Annotated in this window: 16 protein-coding genes and 1 tRNA gene; 10 read left to right on the plus strand and 7 right to left on the minus strand. The window is 55.3% G+C overall.

What is annotated here, in order from left to right:
* The first annotated feature begins 592 nt into the window (after positions 1-592).
* Positions 593-4,432, plus strand: a complete 3,840-nt coding sequence (locus tag QRN85_RS15640; RefSeq protein WP_284759207.1) for a beta strand repeat-containing protein — start codon at positions 593-595, stop codon at positions 4,430-4,432.
* A 200-nt stretch (positions 4,433-4,632) separates the two neighbouring features.
* Positions 4,633-5,049: a VOC family protein gene (locus QRN85_RS15645; protein ID WP_284759208.1), complete on the plus strand. Its 417-nt coding sequence runs from the start codon at positions 4,633-4,635 to the stop codon at positions 5,047-5,049.
* Positions 5,050-5,102: 53 nt separating this feature from the next.
* Here QRN85_RS15645 and araD1 read toward each other — a convergent pair whose 3' ends face one another.
* The 4 genes from araD1 to chvE form a co-directional block, all read right to left on the minus strand.
* On the minus strand, positions 5,103-6,098 hold the full coding sequence (gene araD1, locus QRN85_RS15650) for an AraD1 family protein (RefSeq protein WP_162723523.1): 996 nt from the start codon (positions 6,096-6,098) through the stop codon (positions 5,103-5,105).
* A 96-nt stretch (positions 6,099-6,194) separates the two neighbouring features.
* Positions 6,195-7,391, minus strand: coding sequence for a multiple monosaccharide ABC transporter permease (gene mmsB / locus QRN85_RS15655; RefSeq protein WP_062584979.1), 1,197 nt, complete (start codon positions 7,389-7,391; stop codon positions 6,195-6,197).
* Positions 7,391-8,926: a sugar ABC transporter ATP-binding protein GguA gene (gene gguA, locus QRN85_RS15660; RefSeq protein ID WP_062584977.1), complete on the minus strand. Its 1,536-nt coding sequence runs from the start codon at positions 8,924-8,926 to the stop codon at positions 7,391-7,393. Before gguA ends, mmsB begins: the two co-directional genes overlap by 1 nt.
* A gap of 84 nt (positions 8,927-9,010) precedes the next feature.
* A complete protein-coding gene (chvE, locus tag QRN85_RS15665; protein WP_062584976.1) occupies positions 9,011-10,075 on the minus strand; it encodes a sugar ABC transporter substrate-binding protein ChvE in 1,065 nt (354 codons plus the stop codon).
* 270 nt (positions 10,076-10,345) lie between these two features.
* On the opposite strand from chvE, the gene QRN85_RS15670 reads away from it, so the two are divergent.
* Together QRN85_RS15670 and QRN85_RS15675 are read left to right on the plus strand one after the other, a co-directional pair.
* Positions 10,346-11,338, plus strand: a complete 993-nt coding sequence (locus QRN85_RS15670) for a LysR family transcriptional regulator (protein WP_062584974.1) — start codon at positions 10,346-10,348, stop codon at positions 11,336-11,338.
* A gap of 60 nt (positions 11,339-11,398) precedes the next feature.
* Positions 11,399-11,848, plus strand: a complete 450-nt coding sequence (locus tag QRN85_RS15675) for a hypothetical protein (RefSeq protein ID WP_113220115.1) — start codon at positions 11,399-11,401, stop codon at positions 11,846-11,848.
* On the opposite strand, the gene QRN85_RS15680 is transcribed toward QRN85_RS15675, so the two are convergent.
* Both QRN85_RS15680 and QRN85_RS15685 read right to left on the minus strand, forming a co-directional pair.
* Entirely contained in the window at positions 11,840-12,082 is a 243-nt protein-coding gene (locus QRN85_RS15680) for a hypothetical protein (protein WP_284759214.1), read from the minus strand. The genes QRN85_RS15675 and QRN85_RS15680 overlap by 9 nt on opposite strands.
* A gap of 28 nt (positions 12,083-12,110) precedes the next feature.
* Positions 12,111-13,331: an ROK family transcriptional regulator gene (locus QRN85_RS15685; protein ID WP_284759216.1), complete on the minus strand. Its 1,221-nt coding sequence runs from the start codon at positions 13,329-13,331 to the stop codon at positions 12,111-12,113.
* Between the two features lie 229 nt (positions 13,332-13,560).
* Between QRN85_RS15685 and xylF the strand changes: the two genes are divergently transcribed.
* The 3 genes from xylF (at position 13,561) to QRN85_RS15700 (ending at position 16,855) form a co-directional block, all read left to right on the plus strand.
* Complete coding sequence (gene xylF, locus QRN85_RS15690) at positions 13,561-14,601, plus strand: D-xylose ABC transporter substrate-binding protein (RefSeq protein WP_062584966.1); 1,041 nt, start codon at positions 13,561-13,563, stop codon at positions 14,599-14,601.
* Positions 14,602-14,738: 137 nt separating this feature from the next.
* Positions 14,739-16,052: a sugar ABC transporter permease gene (locus QRN85_RS15695; protein WP_062584965.1), complete on the plus strand. Its 1,314-nt coding sequence runs from the start codon at positions 14,739-14,741 to the stop codon at positions 16,050-16,052.
* Between the two features lie 20 nt (positions 16,053-16,072).
* Entirely contained in the window at positions 16,073-16,855 is a 783-nt protein-coding gene (locus QRN85_RS15700) for an ATP-binding cassette domain-containing protein (RefSeq protein ID WP_062584962.1), read from the plus strand.
* A gap of 85 nt (positions 16,856-16,940) precedes the next feature.
* On the opposite strand, the gene QRN85_RS15705 is transcribed toward QRN85_RS15700, so the two are convergent.
* Positions 16,941-17,483: a MarR family winged helix-turn-helix transcriptional regulator gene (locus QRN85_RS15705; protein WP_284759220.1), complete on the minus strand. Its 543-nt coding sequence runs from the start codon at positions 17,481-17,483 to the stop codon at positions 16,941-16,943.
* 406 nt (positions 17,484-17,889) lie between these two features.
* Between QRN85_RS15705 and QRN85_RS15710 the strand changes: the two genes are divergently transcribed.
* The 3 genes from QRN85_RS15710 (at position 17,890) to QRN85_RS15720 (ending at position 20,415) form a co-directional block, all read left to right on the plus strand.
* Positions 17,890-17,966 (plus strand) — tRNA-Arg (locus QRN85_RS15710).
* A 204-nt stretch (positions 17,967-18,170) separates the two neighbouring features.
* Complete coding sequence (locus tag QRN85_RS15715; protein WP_284759221.1) at positions 18,171-19,634, plus strand: tyrosine-type recombinase/integrase; 1,464 nt, start codon at positions 18,171-18,173, stop codon at positions 19,632-19,634.
* Positions 19,635-19,806: 172 nt separating this feature from the next.
* Positions 19,807-20,415 carry a hypothetical protein gene (locus tag QRN85_RS15720; protein ID WP_284759223.1) on the plus strand — a complete coding sequence of 203 codons (609 nt, stop codon included), beginning with the start codon at positions 19,807-19,809 and terminating at the stop codon, positions 20,413-20,415.
* Positions 20,416-20,593: the final 178 nt, after the last annotated feature.

Genomic DNA, 20,593 nt, shown 5'->3' on the forward strand with positions numbered 1-20,593 from the left:
ATTGATAAAACCAAAAAAAGTCACATCCTGCGGCTGAAATTTCTTTTTCTATTTTGCCCTTAAATAGAACCTCCGAACCATATTGATACACACTGATTTCACTCATGTTTTTCGCTATATCGAGACAGATACTTACAGATATTAAGAAATTCGATTTGGTTTAGACTCGACGTAGTCTTCAAGAGATCATCGATCTGCAGTCGTCGTTAACCAATTTTTCACACATTATGGACGATAGTGATAACGGTCATGTGAGGTAGCCGTGAACCGTAACTATTGTTGCGCTCATCGTTTGCCGAAAGTTTTCCTGCGGGGAAGCTCTAATGTCCGATGGCGTAGGGATCAGAACAGGGAATGTTCTGTACGCATGATGCCCTTCCGATGCGCCGGCTCACACGAGCCATGTTCTGCTTAATACTGCTATTGTCCTGAACGGACACTCATCGCTCGGCGTTTCGCCGAACGAGGGAGACACTGTGTCTAATTACGCAAAAGCGCATCCGGGGTAACGGATGCGGCCCAGTGGGTGCGCTGCGTAAAGTCGGCATGTGTGTGTGGCGCTTTGGCCAGTTATCAACGGGGGCACGTGTCCATGACGTCTATTATTTCTTCGTTTTCCATCAAGCAGATTGCAAATCTGTCGACTGCAACTGTAGCGGTTCTCAAGACAGACGATGTCGCCGCTCTGACCACTGCTCAGATCGCCGCGCTTTCGTCGACGCAGATCGGTGCATTCTCCACAGATGCAATTTCCGCCTTTAGCAGCTCAAAGATCAGCGCCATCACGGCGAAGGCGATCGTTGGCCTGTCTGTACCGCAGCTGTCCGCAATCGGCACAGACCAGGTATCCGGCCTTTCGACGACTCAGATCGTCGCCATGTACAGCAGCCAGATCGACGGCTTCACTTCAGACAACATCGCTGCGCTGACAGCCACGCAGATCGCTGCCATGAGCGCCACACAGGTCGGCACGCTCGACGCAAGCGAACTCAACAGCTTCACAACCGATGAAATCGCTGTCTTGAGCGCCAAGGCTCTTGCGGGTCTGACGACAGCAGCCATGGGCGGCCTCAACACCGATAAAATTGCTGCTCTGACCACGACACAGGTTGCTGCCCTCAGCACTGCTCAGATTGCATCGGTCACCTCGGAACAGCTCGGAGCACTCACGACGAACCAGATCGTATCGCTCACGACCAAGCAGATCGCTACCATCACGACCGATGCCGTCGCTGGCCTCCAGACCGGCCAGGTTACCGTCCTCACCTCCAAGCAGATCGCGTCGATCACGACCACTCAGCTCGCTGCATTCAACTCTGACAATATTGCTGCTCTGACCAACACACAGGTTGGTGCTTTGAGCTCTGCTCAAATGGCAACCCTCGACGCCGCAGAGCTGAACAGCTTCACGACGTCGGAAATTGCTGCATTGAATGCGACGGCTCTGTCGACTGTTTCGACAGCCATTTTCTCCGCTCTCGACACTGGCCATGTCGCTGTACTGACATCCGGACAGCTCTCCAAGCTCACAACCGGACAAATCAATGCCTTCACCTCCGACCAGATTGGCGTCCTGACCACCACGCAGCTTACGGGCTTGTCAGCCGCACAGGTAAAATCCATTGCGACCTCGTCTCTCTCCGGCTTGCAGACCGGCCAGGTAGCCGCACTCGGCACCACGCAGCTGGCAGCGTTGACCACGGAGCAGTTGGCGACATTCAGCAGCGATAACATCGAAGCATTGACGCTCTCCCAGGTTGGTGCCCTCACCTCCGCCCAGGTTTCGACACTGGATGCGACCGAGCTGAACAGCTTCACCACTACTGAAATTGCAGCTATTAACATCAAGGCTCTCCCTGGCATCTCGGGAGCTGTCCTGGCCGGCCTTAACTCTACGAACACTGCCGCACTGACAACTGCACAGGTCTCGAGCCTGAGCACTGCCCAGATCGGTTCGCTCGTTTCCGAGCAGGTTGCCGCCCTCACCACCGATCAGGTTGCTGCCCTTACAGTCAAGCAGATCAGCTCTGTCACGACCGATGCCCTCGCTGGCCTCCAGACTGGACAGGTTGCCATTCTCAGCACGAAGCAGCTCGTGGCCATCACAACCACACAGTTTGCAGCTCTGAGCTCCGACAACATCGTAGCACTCACCACCACCCAGGCTGGCTCTCTCACCTCCGCTCAGATCGCAACTCTTGATGCTACAGAACTGAACAGCTTCTCTACCGTCGAGCTCGCTGCTCTCAGCACAGCCTCCCTGCAGGGCATCACGACAGCCGCTTTGTCTGGCCTCACCAGCGACAACGTGGTTGCTCTGACAACGACGCAGGTTTCGAAGCTGGGTAATGCTCAGATCGCCGCCTTTACATCGGAACAGGTCGGCTCTCTTCTGACAGGCCAGATCAATGCTTTGTCTGCAGCGCAAGTCAAGGTGATTGCAACTGCCTCTCTGGCGGGCTTGCAGACAGCTCAGGTCGCAGCTCTTGGCTCCACCCAGTTGACTGCATTCACCACCGACCAGATGGCTGCGCTCAGCAGCGACAACATCGCAGCACTGGGCGACGCACAGGTTGCCCTCCTCAGCTCAGCTCAGGTAGCAACCCTGGATGCAGCAGAACTTAACAGCTTCACCACAAGTGAAATCGCATCCCTGGCGACAAAGGCTCTTTCCGGCCTGACCACCACTGCTCTGAATGCGCTGAATACAGACAAGCTTGCGGCTCTCACGCCAAACCAGGTCGCAACGCTGAGCACGGCGCAGATCCGATCCATCACTTCGGAGCAATTGTCTGCGCTTTTGACGGGCCAGGTTGTCGCACTGACCTCTCTCCAGGTCGGCGCCTTGACAACTGATATGCTTGCTGGTCTGCAATCTTCGCAGGTTGCTGTCCTCACCAACAACCAGCTGAAGGCCCTCAGCACAGAACAGCTCCAGGCCTTCACCACTGACAACATTGTAGCACTGACTGTTTCGCAAGTTGGCTCTTTGAGCTCCATGCAGGTAGGAACGCTCAACGCTGCCGAGCTCAACAGCTTCACCACGGACGAAATCGCTGCTCTCAGCACGACATCGCTCTCTGGTATCAGCCCAACTGACCTTGCTGGCCTTGACACTGACAAGGTGGCTGCACTGACGACGGCGCAGGTCTCGAAGCTTACCACAGGCCAGGTCGCGTCTTTGACTTCTGATCAGCTGAATGGCCTTTTGACAGGCCAGATCAACAGCTTGACGGCAGTGCAGGTCAAAAAGCTGACAACTGCTGCACTGGCTGGCTTGCAGTCAACGCAGGTTCCATCCATCGGTACCGCACAGCTTGCTGCGCTCACCACGGATCAGCTGGCGGCGTTCACATCTGACAATATTGCAGCACTGACGACGACACAGGTTGCAGTCCTGAGCTCGTCCCAGATGGGAACAATCGATGCAACGGAACTGGGTAGCTTCACCACTGACGAAATTGTACTCCTGACGCCAAAGTCCCTTACCGGCTTGACGACAGCTGCACTTTCCGGCCTGAGCACCGATAATCTTGCCGCCTTCACGACAACGCAGATTGCTGGCCTGAGCGCTGTGCAGATCGGATCCATCACATCTGACCAGATGGCCGTTCTGAAGACTGACCAGGTGGTAGCGTTGACGACAGCCCAGCTGAGCGCCCTGTCAACCGACACACTTGCAGGTCTTAAGACTGACCAGGTTGCCGTGTTGACAACAAAACAGGTGTCCACACTCTCCGCAACACAGCTCGGTTCGTTCAGCTCTGACAACATCGTAGCCCTCAACGCTACGCAAGTTGGCGCTCTGACCTCAACGCAGGTTGCAACGCTCGACGCTACTGAGCTCAACAGCTTCACTGCTGCTGAACTTGGTGGCTTGAACACAGCAGCTCTCTCTGGCATCACGACCACAGCCATGGCTGCGCTCTCGACAGACAGCGTTGCTGCGCTCACAACAGCACAGGTCTCCAAGCTTAACACTGCTCAGATCGCGTCCTTGACGTCGGAACAGGCTGGTGCTCTGCTCACGGACCAACTGGCTGCGATGACATCCACTCAGGTGAGGTCGTTGACGACAGGTGCTGTGGCTGGCTTGCTCACCGCTCAGGTGTCCGTAATGGGTACCGCACAGGTGGCATCGCTCACCACCGAACAGATGGCTGCCTTCACATCTGACAATATTGCAGCGCTTACCACGACACAGGTAGCTGCACTGACGTCGGGTCAAATGGCAACGCTCGATGCAACTGAGCTTAACAGCTTCACGACAGACGAAATCGCCGTGTTGTCTGCTAAGGCACTCGATGGTCTCCAGACCTCCGCAATCGCCGGTCTGACAGATGCAACGATCAACGCCTTCAGCCAAGCTCAAGTTCAGTCGCTGACCCAGGAACAGGCTGAGGCTCTGGCACAGGCATATGCAGCCGTCTGATAACGGCTGACATAGATCACTGAAACAGGAAATGGCGCGGCTTAGGTCGCGCCATTTTTCTTTTGCTGAGGTTGTTTGACTTCCTCACCCTAGAATTAGAGTACCCACAGGTCGGGAAAGGCCTGGGGACGGCTAGCACAATTGAGCCTTCCTGTGCTGATGTCTCACTCAGACCGATCTATTTTCGAAAGGAGGCTTCCATGCAATCACCCTCGGCAATCCTGGAAACAGTGATCTACGCCGCCGATATCGACGCAGCAGAGCGTTTTTATCGGGATGTTTTCGGGCTTGAAGTCGTCCGGAAGCTGCCAGAACAGTTTGTGTTCTTCAGATGTGGGCAGCAGATGCTGTTGATCTTCAACGCTGACAATTCCATCAAGAATGACATCAATAACCCCCTTCCCCGTCACGGGACGACAGGAAGTGGCCACTTCTGCTTTGCTGCAAAAGACGAGGCTGAGGTGCTGGCTTGGAGGGATCACTTCACCTCCAGGGGCATTGCAATCGAACATTACCACCGCTGGCCCAATAACAGCGTGTCCGTCTATATCCGCGACCCCGCTGGCAATTCTGTCGAAGTCGGTGAGACGCAAATCTGGACTGACGACGCACCATAAAAAAAGCTCCGGACCGGAAGGTCCGAAGCTCACGATTGCTAACAATGTAGCACTCAGAGCTGGTGGATAACCACCGGCTCTTCCATTTCCACTCTCAGCGCATTGCGCAGCGGCAGGCCAAAGCCACCGGCTTCGATCTCGAATACGTCACCCGCCTCCGGCTTGATACCGTCCGCGAAGGACAGTGTCGCCGTGCCGAACATATGAACATGCACTTCGCCTGGCGTGCGGAACAAGCCGTATTTGAAGTGGTGATATTCGAGATTGGCGAAGGTGTGGGACATATTGTCTTCGCCGGAAAGGAAAGGCTTTTCAAAGATGACCTTTCCATCGCGCAGGATACGGGACGTGCCACGAATATCCGCTGGAGGCGCACCGATGCGGATTTCCGGACCGAAGCTTGCCGGGCGCAGTTTCGAATGGGCCAGGTAGAGGTAGTTCATCCGTTCTGTGACGTGATCGGAGAACTCGTTGGAGACCGCAAATCCGACACGGAATGCCTCGCCCTTGTCGGAGATGACGTAAATCCCCGCCATTTCCGGCTCTTCGCCGCCATCCAGCGCGAAAGACGGCGAGACGAGAGCAGCACCAGGAGCAGTCGCGACGTGGCCATTGCCCTTGTAGAACCACTCGGGCTGCACGCCCTTTTCGCCAGCCTTTGGCTTGCCGTTCTCAAGACCCATGTTGAACATCTTCATGGAGTCCGTCAGGCTCTCCTGCGATGTTTCGCTGGCCTTCTTGTGCATGCTGTCACGTGTCGCAGCTGACCCGAGGTGGGTCAGGCCTGTACCTGTCAGGTGCAGATGGGACGGATCGGGATGGGTAATCGGCGGCAGAACGCGGCCGTCGTCATAAGCAGCTTCGAGATCGACATTGTCGCCAAACCCGTGCGCCGCGATGACATCTGCCAGCGACTTGCCGCTATTGGCCGCTTCCATTGCCAGCGCGTAAACCGATCCGGCATTGTTGATGGCGCGCGCCTGGCCGCCTTCTTCGCGAGCGGCAACGATGATGCTTCCGCTTGCATCCTTGATTTGAGAAATCAGCACGGTAGTTCCTTTCAAGACGTTCTGACGCCTACATCTCATGAAAGTGGCCGGAAACCGGCCACTCTTTTCGTTCGCATCGATGGGGTGATCTGACGATCAACCCTTGTTCTTGTTGTAGACGTCGAAGAATACGGCAGCCAGCAATACGAGGCCCTTGACCATCTGCTGGAAGTCGATGCCAAGACCGACAATCGACATGCCGTTGTTCATGACGCCCATAATGAAGGCACCAATCACTGCGCCGGTGATCTTGCCAACGCCGCCAGACGCCGAGGCACCGCCGATAAAGCAGGCAGCAATCACGTCGAGTTCGAAGCCAACACCTGCCTTTGGCGTTGCCGAGTTCAAACGTGTCGCGATGATCATTCCGGCAAGACCGGCAAGCACACCCATGTTGACGAAGGTAAAGAAGCTCAAGCGTTCGGTATTGATACCAGAAAGCTTCGTTGCCTTTTCATTGCCACCCATGGCGTAGATCCGGCGGCCGATGGTGGTGCGGCGTGTTACGAAGCTGTAGAGCGCAATCAGCACGAGCATCACGATCAGCACGTTTGGCAGGCCGCGGTAGGTGGAGAGCTGATAGCCCAGGAACAGGATCGCTGCGGAAATCAGCAGGTGCTGCGCAACGAAGAAGCCGAACGGTTCAACGTCGATACCGTGGCTCTGGTTTACCTGACGACGGCGAAGAGCGAAGACGAACAACACGGCTGTGATGACCACAGTCAGGACCATGGACGTGGTGTTGAAGCCCTCGATTCCGCCGATATCGGGCAGGAAGCCCGTGCTGACGACCTGGAAGTCGACAGGGAACGGGCCGATGTTCTTTCCGCCCAGCACGAACAGCGTCAGGCCGCGGAACACGAGCATTCCGGCAAGCGTCACGATGAAGGATGGAATGCGGTGATAGGCAATCCAGTAGCCCTGTGCCGCGCCGATCACGCCGCCGACGCCGAGGCATATAAGCGCCGCCAGAAGCGGATTCATGCCCCATTGGACCGTCAGGATAGCGGCAATCGCGCCGACAAAGGCGACGATGGAGCCAACGGACAGGTCGATATGTCCCGCGACAATCACCAGCAACATGCCGAGCGACATGATGACGATGAAGGAGTTCTGCAGAATGAGGTTTGTCAGGTTAACCGGGCGAAACAGAATGCCGCCGGTATAAAACTGGAAGAAAACCATGATGGCCACGAGGGCAATCAGCATACCGTATTCGCGGATGTTGGACCGGATATACGAGCCGACTGATACGACGTTGCTTTCTTCGGTGGATGTGTTGGCCGAACTCATCAGTTCTTCTCCCCTGAGCGCATGATAGCGCGCATGATACTTTCCTGGCTCGCCTCTCCCTTCGGCAATTCGGCGACAATCCGTCCTTCGTTCATGACGTAGATGCGGTCGCAGTTGCCGAGCAGTTCGGGCATTTCCGATGAAATCATCAGAACGCCTTTTCCGTCGGCGGCGAGCTGGTTGATAATGGTGTAGATTTCGTATTTGGCACCGACATCGATGCCGCGTGTCGGTTCGTCCAGAATGAGAACGTCAGGATTCGAGAACAGCCACTTCGACAGAACGACCTTCTGCTGGTTGCCGCCCGAAAGATTGACCGTTTCCTGGAAAATCCCGGAGGATCTAATGCGCAATCGCTTGCGGAAGTCGCTGGCGATCGACATTTCCTTGATCTCGTCAATCACCGTTGCCGACGACACGCCCGCCAGATTTGCCAGCGTGGTGTTGTGTACGATGTTGTCGTTGAGCACGAGGCCGAGATGCTTGCGGTCTTCGGTAACATAGGCCAGGCCCGCATCGATTGCCTTGCGAACCGTGCTGACATCGACCGGCTTGCCATGAAGAAGGACTTCGCCAGAAATCTTGTGGCCGTAAGATTTGCCGAAAACGCTCATTGCGAATTCGGTTCGGCCTGCGCCCATCAAACCGGCAATACCAACAACCTCGCCCTTGCGCACGTTGATGTTGATATCGTGCAGCACCTGACGTTCGCGGTGTTGCTGGTGGTAAGCGTTCCAGTTCTTGACTTCGAGAATGGTTTCGCCAATCGGCACATCGCGCGGCGGATAACGATCTTCCAGATCGCGGCCCACCATGTTGCGGATGATGACGTCTTCGCTGATCTCTTCCTTGTGACAGTCGAGCGTCTTGACGGTCATGCCATCGCGCAGAACCGTGATCTGGTCCGCAACCTTGCGCACTTCGTTGAGCTTATGCGTAATGATGATGGATGTCAGTCCCTGCTTGCGGAACTCGATCAGCAGGTTCAGAAGCGCCTCGGAGTCGCTTTCATTCAAGGACGCGGTGGGCTCATCGAGAATGAGCAACTTCACGCTCTTGGACAGCGCCTTGGCGATTTCAACGAGCTGCTGCTTGCCGACACCGATATCGGTGATCAGGGTTTCAGGAGATTCCTTCAGGCCGACCTTCTTCAGCAACTCGCGCGTACGATTGAACGTCTGCTGCCAGCTGATGACCCCATTGGTGGCCATCTCGTTTCCGAGAAAAATGTTTTCGGCAATTGAAAGAAGCGGCACGAGCGCCAGCTCCTGGTGAATGATAATGATGCCGATTTCTTCACTGTCATTGATCGCGCGGAAATTACGCAGCTGACCTTCGTAGTGAATTTCGCCTTCATATGTGCCGGCGGGGTAAACGCCTGAAAGGACCTTCATGAGGGTCGACTTTCCGGCACCGTTTTCGCCGACGAGTGCGTGTATTTCACCTTGGCGAACCTTGAGGTTCACGTTTTCCAGAGCTTTCACGCCCGGAAACGTCTTGGTGATATTCCGCATTTCGAGGATGGTATTGTCCATATCGCAATCCAGCGCCGTACAATCCGGCGTTCTTATGTGAAGAAGCGGGGATGAACCATGTCCATCCCCGCCACGATCATGAAATTACTTCAGCTGATCTTCTTTGTAGTAACCGCTTTCAACCAGAACAGACTTTACGTTGTCCTTGGTAACGGCAACTGGCTTGAGCAGGTAGGAAGGAACAACCTTGACGCCATTTTCATAGGTCTTGGTGTCGTTTACCTCAGGCTCTTTGCCCTGCATCACAGCGTTGACCATGCCAACAGTAACCTTGGCAAGTTCGCGTGTGTCCTTGAAGATTGTCGAATACTGCTCACCGGCAAGAATGGACTTGACGGAAGGAACTTCAGCATCCTGACCGGAAACCACTGGAAGCGGCATGTCGCCGGAACCGTAGCCAACGCCCTTCAGCGAAGAAATGATGCCGATGGAGATACCGTCGTAAGGCGACAGAACTGCATCAACCTTTGCATCGGTGTAGTAGGCAGACAGGAGGTTATCCATACGAGCCTGGGCCGTTGCCGGATCCCAACGCAGCGTACCGACCTTGTCCATGCCCATCTGGCCGGACTTTACAACCAGCTTGCCGCTGTCGATGTAAGGCTTCAGAACGGACATTGCGCCATCGTAGAAGAAGAAGGCGTTGTTGTCGTCTGGCGAGCCGCCGAACAATTCGATGTTGAATGGACCCTTGCCGTCCTTCAGGCCAAGCTTGTCGGCAATGGACGTTGCCTGCAACACGCCAACCTGGAAGTTGTCGAAGGTTGCGTAGTAGCTGACGTCGCCGCTGTTGCGGATAAGGCGGTCATAAGCGATGACCTTGATACCCTGCGAACCGGCCTGCTTGAGCACGTCAGAAAGCGTTGTGCCGTCGATCGATGCGATCACCAGGACCTTAACGCCCTTGGTAACCATGTTTTCAATCTGGGAAAGCTGATTCGGAATATCGTCGTCTGCGTACTGCAGATCGGTGGCGTAGCCAGCTTCCTGAAGCTGCTTGACGATGTTGTTGCCGTCATCGATCCAGCGAGCAGAAGACTTCGTTGGCATTGCAATACCAACTGTGCCCTTGTCCTGCGCCCAGACCGGCGACGCAAATGCTGCAGCGCCGATGGCACAGGCCGCAACCAACGAAATGATGGATTTCATGAACTCTCTCCCTTGGAACCCTTTAACCAGGCGATGTGTCTATACAGCGCGCCCTCAAATCCACGCCCGAGTGTTAGAAGTTTAGCTTACTCGAACGGAATGCATAGTTACAATCCGAACTTTCGCCACTCCTCCTCGGCACAGGCGCAAACTGTTCTGAATCCATATAACTGTCAAATAGAATATATTGCTTTTCCTATATCATTTTTGATATATTAAATCGATATAATTGCACAACGTCGTTTGCAACGGGTCTGGACCGCATTTGCGATGGAACGAAATGGAACGAACACGTTCGAATTCCTGTCGCTGACGGAGGACAACCCTCTGTTGCGCGCCGGCTTGAAAATGGCGCATCTGCGCATGTTGGTCACGATTGAAGAGCACGGACAGGTCAGTGCGGCCGCGGCTGTCCTCAACATGACGCAACCGGCCGCATCCCGCATGTTATCGGAAATGGAAGCCATCGTTAAGAGCCCGCTGTGCCAGAGAGCCTCGCGCGGCGTCGTGCTGACGCAGTTCGGCGAGGCTCTTGCCAAACGTGCCAGAAAGATCCTCCTCGAACTGCGGGAAGCCAGCCGCGAACTTGCACAGATGAAGTCCGGCAGCGGCGGCTCTGTTTTCATCGGCTCGGTCACCGCACCTGCCATCAGCCTCGTGGTGCCGGCGCTGCGCAAGGCGATGGACACCTATCCCGGCATCGAGGTCAATGTGCAGGTGGAAACCAGCAATGTGCTGGCGCGCGAATTGCTGGCGGCCCGCCATGATTTCATCATTGGCCGCATTCCCGAGGACATAGACCCTGCCCTCTTCAACGCGCATGAGATCGGCATAGAGCGAGCCTGCCTGCTGGTGCGCAAAGACCACCCGCTTCTCAACACCGCGCCAGCCCGGCTTGAAGACCTCTCACAATATGACTGGGTGTTTCAGCCACCCGGCGCCCTGTTGCGCCGCACGATGGAAGATGTCTTCCTGTCCCAGGGCGTTCCCCTGCCACGCAACGTCATCAATACACCGTCTATCGTGCTGACCCTTGCAATTGTAACCCAGACCAATGCGATTGCGCCCCTGGCCTATGAAATGGCGGAGTTCGTCTCTGGGCAGCATTCACCCATGGGCGACATACGCATTCTGCCCACAGAATTCGATCTGAACGTCAAACCCTATAGCCTGGTCGTGACGAAGGACCGCGTTCTGCCACCCAGCGCACAACTTCTGTATGATCTTGTGCTGGCCGAGAGCGACACATTGAGCTGGAATTGACGCCGCAAGCCCCGGACCACCTTCATGTGGTCGTGTCGCTGCTTCGAGAGGGAATATCTGATGCTGTTTGGCCAGTCTGTATTTCAGTCTGTGGTGGCGCGGCTGGAGCGGGAAGCCGAGGAAGAGCCGCCCGCTGAGGAACCGCGCGCCGATTATGCGACCAACGGGTTCAGCGCCAGTCTGGTCTTCGAAACCGCAACGCAGGATCCGTCTTCGGCGAATCGCCCGCTGGATAGCTATCTGGACTTTCTGGAGGCGCCGCAGCCTGCTCCCGCCCCACCACCGGAACAAATGCCGGCACACCTTGCGCGTACCTCGCTGGCCGACGTGTCTGAAGAACTGGCGATCGATCAGAACGACACCATCGAATCGCTTGGAGAAAAGCGCCGCAGCTTTGCCCGTCTCAATCATCCGGATATGGTCAGCGTCCCGTTTCGCGATAACGCGACCAAACGCATGACGGCAGCCAATCTGCTGATTGATCAGGCAATCCGCCTGCTTTCAATCTGACTTTTCGGTGTCGGTTTGCGGCAAGGTCGCCGTGTCTTCGACCTTCTCTGCCTGTGGCTTGAAGGTGATCAGCAGGACATAGGCGGAATAGACGGCAACGCCGCCCACCACCGTGGCCCAGAATATCTCGTGATTGACGAACTCGATGATCGCCCAGCCGGCACAAAAGCCGACAATCAAAAGCCGGACCCAAAGCGGCCTGTAAATCGGGTGGCTCGTATCGATGTTGAGCATGTTTTCTCCCGCACCGTGCCGGTGCCGCTTATGAAATCTGTGGCACGGCCATGCCAGACATCACGATATCTCCATCCAGACGCGACAATGCAAGTCCCATATGGCCGTCAAAGACCAAAGTCTGCTCATCTGGCTCAATTGTGATCTGTGGCAAACCGCCCATGCGCACGACACTCGTCTGCTCCATGCCCTCTCTCATGCTGGCGCTGATGAGATCGAGAAAACGCGTTCCCGGGCCTGTCACGATGATCGGCATAGGGCCGTAAAGGCTGAACAGCCGCGAAAGACCGGAGCCCAGCGCCAGACCCGCCTGCCGAAAAGCGAGTACGGCCATGCGGTTTCCCGCCCGCGCCGAGGCCGCAATCTTTTCGACTTCTGGAAGCGGCACGAATTTGGCCGGTATCGTGTTGGTGGGAACCTCGAAGGCCGCACGCAGGATGCCATAAAAGCCGCAATAGGCTTCGACGCAGCCCCTCGCCCCACACCGGCAGAGCGCGCCCCCGGGCACATGCAGCATGTGACCAAAATTGGGAGCGGTGACCTCTGCCTTCCCCTCGCCAATCCCACGCGCCACGCCAAGGCCGATGCTGTGACCAAGGGACAGCGCCGCAAGCGAGGCTGATTCGCCTGCGCTTTCGCGCCTTTGCCGCCACAGGGCGTCGGCTACGAGAAGCGTTTCGTTGTAAAGATATATCTGGGCGCGGAAGTGGGGCGCCAGCACCGTTCGAAAATCCACATGCCCGCTTCCCAGAACGGGAGACCACACCAGCGTTGCCGTGGCGGGATCGACCAGGCCCTTGCTGCTGATGGAGACATGAAGGATGTCACCCGGCGCAATCTTCGAGCGACCAGCCAGCCGCACCAGCCCATTGAGAATTTCCCGTGCGAAGACATCGCTTGAGGTCGAAGACCTGCCCTCCCCGAACCGGTCCATCAGCCTGCCGGTAAAATCGACAAGCGAATATTGAACGGCATCCGAGGAGATGACGACGACAGCCACATAGCCAAAACCGCTATTGGGCTGAAACAGCACGCGCGGGCGACCGCGACCGGATGCCGCCTGCTGTTCACTGCGATGAATGAGCTGCGACCGTTCCAGCTCTGCGGTTATGGCAGAGACCGTGCCGGATGAGAGGCCCGTCAGTTCGGCAAGGTCGGTGTGGGAAAGATTGCCATGCCTTCGCAATGCGCTGAGCATTCGCAAACTGTTTTGCTGTCGGACCAGCTCGGTACTCGCTATGGCCGACATTCCGCCCCGTTTCCCCTGTCTGTTTCGGATGCCATTAAACCCTGTCCGCACTCATCGCAATCTGCCTTCTGCACCCCTTCGCACGTCCAGTTGACAGCCTTCGGATTCTCTGACATTTAATTTCTCGACTGTCGAGAAAAAAGCTTTGGGCTTTGCTAGGCAGGATTTCTGGCGTTCGCGCAAAGGCATGGAGGTGCCCCGCGTTTCGCCACCACCCGGGAGGACAATCATGAATTCTTTTGCCAAATTGCTGGCGGGTACAGCCGTACTCGTTTCCCTGCACACGGCAGCGATTGCTGCTGATCTCGTTGTCGGTGTTTCCTGGTCGAACTTTCAGGAAGAACGCTGGAAGACCGACGAAGCCGCCATCAAGGATGCGCTGAAAGCGGCCGGTGCGAAGTATATTTCCGCTGATGCCCAGACCTCAGCCGCAAAACAGCTGACCGATATTGAAAGCCTGATCGCGCAGGGCGCCAACGCCCTCATCGTTCTGGCGCAAGACAGCAGCGCCATCGGCCCTGCCATCGAAAAGGCTGCCGCCGAAGGTATCCCGGTCGTGGGTTATGACCGCCTGATCGAGAACCCAAGCACCTATTACATCACCTTCGACAACAAGGAAGTCGGCCGCCTGCAGGCGAAAGAAGTCTTCAAGATCAAGCCAGAGGGCAATTACGTCTTCATCAAGGGCGGTTCGACCGACCCGAATGCAGATTTCGTGTTCTCCGGCCAGATGGAAGTACTCAAAGACGCCATCGCCTCCGGCAAGGTCAAGAATGTCGGCGAAGCCTATACGGATGGCTGGAAGCCGGAAATTGCCCAGAAGAACATGGAGCAGTTCCTGACCGCCAACAACAACAAGGTCGATGCCGTGGTCTCATCCAATGATGGCATGGCGGGCGGCGTGGTCGCGGCTTTGGAAGCCCAGGGTCTTGCCGGTTCCGTTCCCGTCTCCGGTCAGGATGGCGACAAGGCCGCGCTGAACCGCGTAGCACTCGGCACTCAGACGGTATCTGTCTGGAAGGACAGCCGCATGCTGGGCAAGAAGGCCGGTGAAGTGGCGGTTGCTCTGGCCAAGGGCACCAAGATGGAATCGCTGGAAGGCACCATCAAGTTCAAGGGCGGCACCCAGGGCGTGGAAATGAGCTCTTATTTCCTCCAGCCGCAGGCCATCACCAAGGACAATCTCAACGTTGTCCTGGATGCCAAGTGGATCAGCAAGAGCGAACTTTGCCAAGGCGTAAAGGGCGGAACCGTCGCCGCTTGCAAATAGGCCAGCATCGGGCTGTGCGAAACGCGTGAAGGCAGGGGGCCTTGCGTTTCGCGGTCTCGTCAGGCTTCGCCGCAGGGGCAACCCTGCGGCGCACCGGTATGAGGCGGGCATGACATATATCAGGGAGAACAACAGATATGGCGGACCAAACCGTTGGCGCATCGCAAGCGCGCGCACCGGCGCAACAAGGCAACCCGTTGCGACGATTCTTGAACGCGACGGAAATCGATACCCGCCTTCTTGGCATGGTCGTGGCATTGTTTGTTATCTGGGTCGGATTTGACATCCTGTCCGGGGGCCTGTTCCTGACATCGCGCAACCTCTGGAACCTGTCCGTTCAGGCAGCATCCGTCTCCGTCATGGCGACGGGCATGGTTCTGGTCATCGTCACGCGCAATATCGATCTGTCCGTCGGCTCCATCCTCGGCTTCGTCGGCATGATCATGGCGGTCACGCAAACGCGCTTTCTGCCCGGCTGGCTCGGCTATGACCATCCGATGTCGTGGATGGTGGCCTTGAGCATCGGCCTCATACTGGGCTCAGCCATCGGCGCGTTTCAGGGTGTCATCATCGCATTTATGAATGTGCCATCCTTCATCGTCACGCTTGGCGGCCTTCTGGTGTGGCGCGGTGCCGCATGGATGGTCACGAGCGGCGCTACGGTTGCGCCGATGGATACCCGTTTCCGGCTGATGGGCGGTGGCGCAGATGGCTCCATCGGCGCAACGGCAAGCTGGATCGTCGGCATTGTGGCCTGCGTTCTCATTATTCTATCGATCATCAATTCACGCAGGCAGCGCAAGCGCTTCGGCTTTCCGCTGAAGCCAATCTGGGCCGAGTATTTCGTCGGCCTGGTTGGCTGTGGCATCGTGCTCGGCTCCGTCAAGGTTCTCAACAGCTATTACATGCCGGTCAATCTGGCGCGCAAATATGCCGAAGCCAACAACATTGCCTGGCCTGACGCCGGACTTGAGATTTCGCTGGGTGTTGCAATCCCGGTGCTGATTGCGCTTGGCATCGCTATCGTCATGAACTTCATCACCAACCGCACCCGTTTTGGCCGCTATGTCTTTGCCATCGGTGGCAACCCGGAAGCCGCGGTCCTCGCCGGCATCAAGACCCGCTGGGTCACGGTCAGGATATTCGCGCTGATGGGGGCGCTGTGCGCCATTGCCGCCGCAATTTCTACCGCGCGCCTGAACGCGGCAACCAATGCGCAGGGCACGCTAGATGAGCTTTACACCATCGCTGCAGCGGTCATTGGCGGAACGTCGCTTGCGGGCGGAGCCGGAACGATTGCCGGGGCCATCCTCGGTGCCGTTGTCATGCAATCCTTAAACTCCGGCATGGTGCTGCTAGGCATGGATACGCCCCTGCAAAGCATTGTCATCGGAATGGTGCTCGTTCTGGCCGTCTGGCTGGATACGGTTTACCGCGCCAGAGCCAAGTAAGAATAAGAGGAGTTTCCGATATGACGGACCAAACCACTCCGCTTGTGGAAATGCGCAATGTTTCCATCTCCTTCGGTGGCATTCATGCGGTTGAAAGCGCATCGATCGATCTTCATCGCGGTGAAGTCGTGGCATTGCTGGGCCACAATGGCGCTGGCAAATCGACCCTCATCAAGATCCTGTCGGGCGCCTATCGCCGAGACAATGGCGACATTCTCATCAACGGGGAAGAAGCCGATATTCGCAATCCGCGCGATGCGAAAAAATACGGTATCGAAACCATCTATCAGACGCTCGCCGTCGCCGACAATGTCGATGCCGCAGCCAATCTCTATCTTGGCCGTGAACTGCGCACACCATGGGGCACTCTGGACGATGTCGCCATGGAGGCCTCGACCCGCGAGGTGATGGGGCGTCTGAACCCCAATTTCAAGCGTTTCAAGGAGCCGGTAAAGGCGCTTTCGGGCGGACAGCGGCAATCCGTGGCCATTGCCCGTGCCATTCTCTTCGATGCACGCATTCTCATCATGGACGAGCCGACAGCCGCACTTGGGCCGCAGGAAACCGCACAGGTGGGCGATCTGGTCAAAGAGCTAAAAAAACAGGGAATCGGTATCTTCCTCATCAGCCACGACATCCACGATGTCTTCGATCTCGCCGACCGTGTGTTCGTAATGAAAAACGGTAAAGTCGTGGGACACGCCAGAACGCAGGATGTGACCAAGGATGAAGTCCTGGGCATGATCATTCTTGGAAAAGTGCCCGCAGGTGCCACACCGGGACCCGGCGCCATGAAATCCTGAAAAATCGTGAAGGATCAAAGGCGCCCCCGCACCTTTGATCCGGAATTGAACATTGCCCGATGCTTGGTCGGGCAATGCGTTTTGATCAGTCCTGGATGCGGCGAAGAAGCCCGATCAGCTGGTCACGCGCATTCTCACCACCAAGCCGGTTGATGAGCTTTGCTTCGTGATCTCTCCAGATTTTGGTGATCTCCTCGACAACGATCCGGCCTTCGTCGGTCATTTCCATATAATGGACACGCCGGTCGGAATCTGAACGACGCCGATGAACAAGGCCCTTCTCCTCAAGACCATCGATAATGGCGACGAAGTTGGCGCGCTGGATACCAAGCGCCTCCGCCACATCACTCTGCTTGAGGCCCGTATTGTTGGCCACCACAATCAAGACGGAAAAGTCGGCCGGTCGAAGCCCGAATGCCAGCAAACTTTCGTTGAAATTACTTACAACTGAAAGCTGTGCCCTTCGCAGGCGATAGCCGACAGACTCCGACAGGATCGCGTAATTGACCCCAGATTTGGAGGCCACGGGAACACCGTCAACCTCCACATAAACCACATCACTACTGCCTTGTTCACATGCCCAACTCAAAGCCATCTTTGCCCCCTCTGATTCGTCAGCATGAATCACAGTTAATTATCTTAATACGTTTATTAGAACAATATTTAACATTATATAAAGCAAAGCTGTAAAGTTTTGTAGTGATGAGTATTCGTCAAGATTATAAACCACAAGAAAATTAGCATAGGTTGCACCTGATTGGCCCTTGGAACAGGTCCAGGGGAAACGCAACTACACCTCTTCTCAGAAAAAACGACAGATCGCGCCCGCACGCCGCCCACGCTCAAAATAGACTAGGCGCGACCTCAAATTCACTAATGAATACAATCTCAAAGAGAAGAATAATAGACAATCGTCAAAAATAACGATCGTTTTTTTGACGGCAAACCCAATTCCCCAATTTTACAGATTGATGCAAACCACAAGCTAGGCTAAGAACCAGCAAGACCAGTCGCGATTCATCGCACTTACGGATGCACCCGTAGCTCAGCTGGATAGAGTGTTGGATTCCGATTCCAAAGGTCGCAGGTTCGAATCCTGCCGGGTGCGCCACTGAAATTATTGATTTCATTGATTTTTTAGCCTTCTCTTGTCCTGCTCGACGAAGGCAATAAGCTAGCTCAGTCCTAGCTCAGTAACGCATAACGTTTCGAATTCATCAATGTTTTCAATGTAGCGTTCCGACGCTTGGGCTCGGAACCAGCGCAGTTTAAGCGCAGCGCCCCGACCGAAGTAACTCCGTTGGAGCCCATATTCATGTTGCAGCGTCACCACGAACCTACAAACGCCCCTTTCACCCTCTTCCAGCGCGAAGGCACCCGAAACTGGTCAATGCGCTATTCGCTGGGCGGCAAGCAGATCAAAAAGTCGCTCGGCATTGCCGACCACAGCCTCGCGATGCAGCGGGCACACGAGATTTATCACGAACAGAAGTACCGGCATAAGCAGGGCCTGTCGCTGACGCAGCACGCCTTTAATGACGTGGCGGAAGAATTCATCGAGAAAGTATGCGCTGAAGCAGAGCGTGGCGAGCGCAGCCACTATCACCCAACATTCTGGCCACCGATAATCCGGCGTTTTCCAGTTGGCTATTTCGGCGATAAGGCTATCGACCTTATCACTGCGGCAGACGTTGCTCGCTATCTCGAATGGCGAAAGACCTATTGGACGAAAGGCCCGGGTTCACAGATCGAAAAGATCAGGTGCGAACGTGAGGATGGTCGCGTCTTCACGCGCCCTGCTCCGCGTAAGATTGCAGCCTTGACCACAATGAAAGGCGAAATGGTCATCATTCGCGAACTTTTCCGACAGGCTGACCTGTGGGGCTATTGTAAACCGTTGGAACTTCCGACTGTTGAAACGCGCAAAAGACCTGACAATAGAAGGCCTGGCTTCAAGCCGGAAGAATACGAAAAGCTGATCGCCAAAAGCATCGAACGAATCAACGAGCATCACACGTCCCTCAAGGTCATCAAGGCGAAAGACGGGCGTGTTTGGACGCAGAAAGCAGTAACAGAGAACATTCGTGCTGATCGTGTTCGGCTCCATGCCTATATCGAGCTTATGGCGAACTCGGGCCTACGTCCGACAGAAGCAAAGAACCTGACATGGGGCGACATTTCACTTTATCGAGAAACGAGGAAGCTGCCGCTTCACAAGCAAGATGCGCGTCTCGCCGTGCGGGGCAAAGGCAAGCATGGAAACACTGTTCCGCTCTATGGCGCGGTGTCGGCATTAGAAATGCTTTGGAATTTGTTTGAGCATGACCTCGGACGCGAGCCGCTGGACGCTGATCCAGTCTTCGCCGATGAAACGGGCAAACCCATCCTCTCGTTCAAGAAGGGCCTCAACGCACTCTTGATCGCAGCTGGACTGGAAAAGGATAATCGGGGAGTACGCCGTACTTCGTACTCGTTCAGGCATTTTTACATCTCGCAGATGCTCGCTAACAATGTCTCGGTCCATCACGTCGCTCGAAACACCCGGACATCTTTGGCGATGATCGACAAGCACTATGCCCAAGTGAACACCGAGCAGATCAAGGACTTCCTGCGCCCAGGCCAAGAGGACTTCTCAAAAGAGCCAGTTCTGCTGGATGATGATACATTCGATGAGATCAAACTTCTTGAAAAACGGATCGAAGAGCTGAAACGTGGTGGAAAAGGCAATTCGACCGAGCAAAAGATTGCACAGCGATATGCTCAGAAGCTTTCTGGTTAGCGAAAAGTTCACTGAGCGAACTTTTATGGCCCCTACTCTGCTACTAAAATCAGTTGCATCTGTCTCAGGATGAACGCTACAGGCATAATTTCATGCTTAACTCAAAGGCGATGTGCATGCGGAACGCTACGGCACATCCGCTCCTTCAGCTTTCAATTGATACGGAATCTCGGTGCGTCACGTATTTTCGGAACCAAAGAAACTGCTCGATTTGCTCAAAAAGGAGAGACCTGAGTCTGGTTTCAAGCCCGCAGTGACGGAATTATTCGGTCAAAGTCCCAAATACGGCAAGAAAATAAAGATCGCCGGTCAAGAACTCTCTTACGTGGATCATGACAGAAAATCCGCGAGCTTTTTACCCGTCGAGTGGCTCATTCAGCTGAGTGAGTTACGAACTGTATGGAGGGGATGTGAAAATTGGCGAGCTGGCTTCCCTCTCATCGCATTTGTCGAGATTTCGAAGCAAAATCCTGACAGTTCTGCAGAACTCAGGTTCAACGCCGAAGTCGGACCAGTAGCCGACATTACCCTTCGAAAAAAAATAATAAACACTATCGAGAATGTCGCGTCAGAACGAAATCTAGTAAGAATTCGCTTCCATCCAGGAGCTTCGGACAAGGGTAGGCTGTACTCCCGTTTTCTGCACAGTAATTCCGTCCTTGTCAGTAATCTCTACGATGCAAATGAGACCAAAAAGCAAATCGTCGATATTATTCAGGAATTCAACGGTGAGCTTAACGCGATTTCAGAAGCTATTCCAAAGTTTATAAGCGGCTACTAACTTTCTAAGCGGTTAGTGGTTGAAAGCGCGTCGCGTTAACGTTTTGTTAACCGAAAACAACGCAAAAGGATTCATAGAAGTCTCCGATTTGTGGGACAGCCGAGGGTGGTATTCCCCATCTTCATGGCGCGGTCCAGCCATTATGGCTGGCACCCACTTGGGTTAACCGTAACGATGT

The sequence above is a fragment of the Agrobacterium sp. fls2-241-TYG-188a genome (assembly GCF_030209845.1).